The sequence below is a fragment of the Protofrankia sp. CiP1_Cm_nod4 genome, assembly GCF_982290645.1.
This window is the reverse complement of the sequence record NZ_CEVIVC010000117.1, coordinates 1-3,729: the sequence shown is the minus strand read 5'-3', so window position 1 is coordinate 3,729 and position 3,729 is coordinate 1. Positions and strand designations below refer to the sequence as shown.

At 71.3% G+C, this 3,729-nt stretch carries 3 protein-coding genes; 2 read left to right on the top strand and 1 reads right to left on the bottom strand.

All coding sequences use genetic code 11. The features are described 5' to 3' along the window. On the top strand, positions 1-1,370 hold a 1,370-nt coding region (locus AC5LSR_RS18545; protein ID WP_493468735.1), incomplete at its 5' end, for an alpha-amylase family glycosyl hydrolase. A gap of 87 nt (positions 1,371-1,457) precedes the next feature. Continuing rightward, a complete protein-coding gene (locus AC5LSR_RS18540) occupies positions 1,458-1,871 on the top strand; it encodes a globin (protein ID WP_250283515.1) in 414 nt (137 codons plus the stop codon). Between the two features lie 64 nt (positions 1,872-1,935). Here the strand turns inward: AC5LSR_RS18540 and ettA are convergent, their stop codons facing one another. After that, complete coding sequence (gene ettA / locus AC5LSR_RS18535) at positions 1,936-3,618, bottom strand: energy-dependent translational throttle protein EttA (protein ID WP_250290518.1); 1,683 nt, start codon at positions 3,616-3,618, stop codon at positions 1,936-1,938. Positions 3,619-3,729: the final 111 nt, after the last annotated feature.

Genomic DNA, 3,729 nt, shown 5'->3' with positions numbered 1-3,729 from the left:
TGCTCGTCGACCTCGTCCCGAACCACTCCAGCAACGCCCACCCGGCCTTCCGCGCCGCGCTGGCGGCCGGCGCCGGCTCCCCCGAGCGGGACCTGTACATCTTCCGCGACGGACGCGGCGCGGACGGCGACGAGCCGCCCAACAACTGGGTGTCGGTCTTCGGCGGGCCGGCCTGGACCAGGGCCACCGACGGCCAGTGGTACCTGCACCTGTTCGCCCCGGAACAGCCCGACTGGAACTGGCGGCACCCCAGGGTCCGCGACGACCACGACGCCACCGTCCGGTTCTGGCTCGACCGCGGCGTCGACGGTTTCCGCATCGACGTCACCCACGGCCTGATCAAGAACGACCTGCTGCCGGACAACCCGCCGCCCCCGTCCGACGGCATCCCCTTCTTCCGCGAGCGGGCCGAGCCCCACCACTGGGACCAGGAAGGCGTCCACGAGATCTACCAGCGCTGGCGCGCGATCGTCGAGGACTACCGCCGCCGCGACGGGCAGGCCAGGGTGCTCGTCGGCGAGACCTGGGTGGCCGACCCCCGGCGGCTGGCCCGCTACGTGCGTCCCGACGAGCTGCACCTGACGTTCGCCTTCTCGCTGCTGGCCGCCTCCTGGTCGGCGCCGGCCTGGCGGACGGCGATCGCCGCGGACCTGGCCGCCACCGCCGAGGTGGGCGCGCCCACCACCTGGGTGCTGGCCAACCACGACGTCACCCGGCCGGCGAGCCGGTACGGCAGCGGCGAGAGCGGCCTGCGCCGGGCCCGCGCCGCGCTGCTGACCCTGCTCGCGCTGCCCGGCCCGGTCTTCCTCTACCAGGGCGACGAACTGGGCCTGCCCGAGGTGGACGTGCCGCCGGCACACCGGCAGGACCCCGTCTGGGAGCGCTCCGGGCACAGCCGTCCCGGCCGGGACGGCTGCCGGGTCCCGCTGCCCTGGTCGGGGCGGGAGGCGCCGTACGGGTTCAGCGCGGACGGCGTGCCACCGTGGCTCCCCCAGCCCGACGGCTGGGCCGAACTGGCCGCCGCCGCGCAGGCGTCCGACCCGCTGTCGACGCTGGTCCTGGCGCGCGGGGCGCTGGCGTTACGGCGGGCGCTGCCCATGCTCGGCGCCGGCCGGCTGCGCTGGCGCGACGACACCCCACCCACGGTCCTGGCCTTCGACCGCCCGTCCCCACCGGGCCCGCCCGGCACACCGCCGGGCCCCTCCTCCGGCGCGACCGGTCTGACCTGTGTGATGTCCACCGCCGGCACGGATGTCGACCTGGTCATACCGGGGCGTCTCGTCCTGGCCAGCAGCCCGGTCGGCTACGACGGAACCACCCTCACGCTCCCCCCGGACACGACGGTCTGGCTCGCGCCGCACCCCGGTTGATGCGGTTGATGCGGCGGGCGGCAACCGATGATCTGAAAAAATGCCGTTGGCCGCATCGGGCTCGCCGCCCACGATCCGTCCAGCACAATGGTCGCTGTGACCCAGCAACCGTCCGCGGCCCGTCCGACAGACACCTTCTACGACGCGGTAGGAGGCGAGGAGGCCTTCCGCCGGCTGGTAGCCCATTTCTACGCGGGGGTTGCCGAGGACCCGCTGCTGCGCCCGCTCTACCCGGAGGGGGACCTCTCCGGCGCGCAGGAGCGGCTGCGGATGTTCCTCGTCCAGTACTGGGGCGGGCCGTCGACCTACAGTGAGCAGCGCGGGCATCCCCGGCTGCGGCTGCGGCACGCGCCGTTCGCGATCGGCCCCGCCCAGCGGGACGCCTGGCTGGTCCGGATGCGGGCCGCCGTCGACGAGCTGAACCTGCCCCCGGAGCACTTCCAGCCCCTCTGGGACTACCTGACGATGGCCGCCGGCTCCCTGGTCAACCGCCCGGAGTGATCCTGGCGGGCACGATCGTGCCCGCCAGGATCTCCGCCCATGTCCACCAACGGCCGCACAGCGGCTAGTCCCGGGTGAGTTTGCGGTAGGTGACCCGGTGGGGGCGGGCGGCTTCGGCGCCCAGACGGTCGACCTTGTTCGCCTCGTAGTCCGCGAAGTTCCCCTCGAACCAGAACCAGCGGGCCGGGTCGGCGTCCGTGCCCTCCCAGGCGAGGATGTGGGTGGCGACACGGTCGAGGAACCACCGGTCGTGCGAGATCACCACCGCGCTGCCCGGGAACTCCCCGAGCGCGTCCTCCAGCGAACGCAGGGTCTCGACGTCGAGGTCGTTGGTCGGCTCGTCGAGGAGCAGCAGGTTGCCGCCCTTCTTGAGGGTCAGCGCGAGGTTGAGCCGGTTGCGCTCCCCACCGGAGAGGACACCGACGGGCTTCTGCTGGTCGGGCCCTTTGAAGCCGAACGACGACACGTAGGCGCGGCTGGGCAGCTCGATCTTGCCCACGACGATGTGGTCGAGCCCGTCGGAGATGACCTCCCACACGTTCTTCTTCGGGTCCAGGCCCGCACGATCCTGGTCCACATAGGAGATCCTGACGGTCTCCCCGATGGTGAGCTCACCGGCGTCCGGGGCCGCCTGGCCGGTCAGCAGGGTGAACAGGGTGGTCTTGCCGACGCCGTTCGGGCCGATCACGCCGACGATGCCACCGCGGGGCAACGAGAACGACAGGTCGTCGATGAGGAGCCGGTCACCGAAGCCCTTGCGCAGCTTCTTCGTCTCGATCACGACGCTTCCCAGCCGCGGGCCGGGCGGGATCTGGATCTCCTCAAGGTCGCGGGGACGCGCCCTGTCGGCCTCGGCCGCCAGTTCCTCGTACCGGGAGAGCCGCGCCTTGCTCTTGGCCTGGCGGGCTTTCGGGTTCGAGCGCACCCACTCCAGTTCCTGGGCGAGGATGCGCTTGCGCTTGGCGTCCTTGCCGCCTTCGACCTTGAGCCGGGCGGCCTTGGTCTCCAGATACGTACTGTAGTTTCCTTCGTACGGATAGGCATGACCACGGTCGAGCTCGAGGATCCAGCCGGCGACGTTGTCGAGGAAGTAGCGGTCGTGGGTGACAGCGAGCACGGCTCCCGCGTAGCGGGCCAGATGCTGCTCGAGCCAGGCGACGCTCTCGGCGTCCAGATGGTTCGTGGGCTCGTCCAGCAGGAGCAGGCCGGGGGCTTCGAGCAGGAGCTTGCACAGCGCGACCCGGCGCCGCTCACCGCCGGACAGCTTGGTCACGTCGGCGTCGCCGGGCGGCAGGCGCAACGCGTCCATCGCCTGGTCGAGCTGGCTGTCGAGCTCCCAGGCGTTCGCCGCCTCGATCCTGTCGATGAGGGCCGCCTGCTCGGCGAGGAGGGAGTCGAAGTCCGCGTCCGGCGCGGCCATCTTCTCGTTGATCTCCTCATAACGGGCGAGGACCGCGCGGATCTCCCGGACGCCGTCCTCGACATTGCCGCGGACGTCCTTCGTCTCGTCCAGCGGCGGTTCCTGCGCGAGCATGCCGACGGTGAAACCGGGGCTCAGCGTCGCGTCCCCGTTGCTCGGCTGGTCAAGACCTGCCATGATCTTGAGCAGCGACGACTTGCCAGCACCGTTCGGGCCGACGACACCGATCTTCGCGCCGGGCAGGAAGGACAGGCTGACGTCGTCAAGAACGACTTTGTCGCCGTGGGCTTTGCGCACTTTGCGCATCTGGAAGACGTACTGCGCCATGCGGTCAACCTTATGGGTCTGGTGGGCCTGTCCGTCCGGCGGACCTACTGACCGGGTGGATTCGGACGGATACCGCGGGACGGCCATAACCCGCGGCCCGCCCGGCCACCC

What these genes read in the sequence shown, in the direction of transcription:
- AC5LSR_RS18540 (WP_250283515.1), top strand. Translation starts at nt 1,458, where the DNA reads ATGGTCGCTGTGACCCAGCAACCGTCCGCGGCCCGTCCGACAGACACC.
- ettA (WP_250290518.1), bottom strand. Translation starts at nt 3,618, where the DNA reads ATGGCGCAGTACGTCTTCCAGATGCGCAAAGTGCGCAAAGCCCACGGC.